Origin of the sequence: Streptomyces sp. bgisy159, from assembly GCF_965341775.1 — a bacterium.
Taxonomy (GTDB): Bacteria; Actinomycetota; Actinomycetes; order Streptomycetales; family Streptomycetaceae; genus Streptomyces.
The window spans coordinates 1-1,708 of the sequence record NZ_CBDQZH010000112.1; the positions used below are offsets into that span (position 1 = coordinate 1).

Annotated in this window: 1 protein-coding gene; it reads right to left on the bottom strand. The window is 69.7% G+C overall.

The window, feature by feature from the left end; translation table 11 throughout:
- Nucleotides 1-1,658 (bottom strand): glycoside hydrolase family 43 protein (locus tag ACSLTV_RS36025; protein ID WP_435613725.1); only part of this gene is annotated, 1,658 nt, incomplete at its 3' end.
- Between the last annotated feature and the right edge of the window lie 50 nt (nucleotides 1,659-1,708).

Genomic DNA, 1,708 nt, shown 5'->3' on the forward strand with positions numbered 1-1,708 from the left:
ACGGTCGCCCCGGGGGCGAGTTCGAAGCGCGTGACGCGTACCGCGCCGCCCAGGGCCCGGGTGGCGTGGTTGAAGAGGGCGAAGCGGTAGCCCATGAAGAACTGCCAGGCGTTCTTGAGGGTGAACCCCGGTCCGAGGCGCGTGTAGCGGGTGCCGTCGGTGCTGTACGAGAAGAGTGCCTGACGGCCGGCTCCAGGGCGGATGTCGGCCGTGGCGCGTAGCCAGATGCGACCGCCCGAGACCACGGTGCCGGCGGCTTCGGTGCCCGTGCTGGTGGTGTTCCAGTTGTTGTCCATGGTGATGCCGTTGACCATCACCACTCGCGTGGAGCCGTTGTCGCGCGCGACGCCGATCCAGGCGGAGGAGTCACGCAGGAGGGCGAGTCCGGCGCGGTCACCGTCCCGCATCCCGGAGTAGTCCAGGGTGACGGTGGCGGTGGAGGTGGGGCCCTGGATCCGGTGGGTGAGGGTGTTCCGGGCGGAGTAGAGGTCGCCGGTGACGGTGGCGGTCCGCAGGGTGAGTCCGTTGTCGACGGTGTATTTGGTGGTGTCGGGGTTGTGGTTCCACTCCCACTTCGGTTTGAGGGTGGTGCCGTCGAAGGTGTCGACGCCGGTGAGCGGTTCCACCTGGCGGGGTGGCGGGGGAAGGTCGGGGGCCGCGTAGGTGGTGCCCCAGGCGCCGTTGACGAGTTGCAGCCGGGGCCAGCCGTCCGAGGTCCAGGTGACGGGGGCCAGTACGGGGACGCGTCCACCGGGGTAGGCGTCGACGAAGGCCATGTAGTACCACTGGCCGTTCTGGGTCTGTACGAGTCCGCCCTGATGGGGGACGCCGCCGCCGGAGACGGGGCCGGGCAGGTCGAGCAGGAGCTGTCGCAGGGTGTAGGGGCCGAACGGGCCGGAGGTGGACCTGAGGATGTACTGGCCGTTGGCGGGCCGGGTGACGAAGATGTAGTAGTTCCCGTTGATCTTGTAGAAGCGGGAGCCTTCCAGGGTTCCGATGCTGGACGGCGTGCTGAAGACCTGCTGCGCGCGGACCTGGGTGCGCGCGTCCGCGGAGAGCTGGGCGACGCTGATCTGGGTGTTGCCGTACGCCACGTACAGGGTGTCGTCGCTGTCGACGAGGAGCCCGGCGTCGTAGTAGGCGGGGAGCGTGGTGTGCCGGGTCCAGGGTCCCTCGACGGTGGAGGCGGTGTAGACGTACGTCCGGGCGAAGTCGATCTGGCCCAGCCAGTAGAAGGTGTTGTTGCCGGGGCGGTGGGCGAGGGAGGACGCCCAGACGCCGCGGACGTAGCCGCGCCCGCCGTCGAGGTCGTACTTGCTGCCGAAGTCCAGGCGGGGCACGGAGTGGCCGGCGAACTCCCAGTTGACCAGGTCGTAGGAGCGCAGGATGGGAGCGCCGGGGGAATAGTGCATGGTGGAGGCGGAGTAGTAGTAGGTGTCGCCGACGCGGATGATGTCGATGTCCGCGAAGTCCTGCCAGATGACGGGGTTGGTGATCTGCGCGGCGGCGATCCCGACGGACCCCGCGGCCGTTTCGGTGGACGCGGTGGCCGCGCGGGCCGCCGTGGGGTGGATCCAGGGTGCCGCGGTCGCGGCGGCGAGGCCGGCCGCGGAGGCGAGCACTCCTCTGCGGTTCTGCTGATGGCTGAGCCAGGACATGGGCGGATCTCCTTCGGTCAGCGGGGCGGAACGCCGTCGGCCCAAAGGCC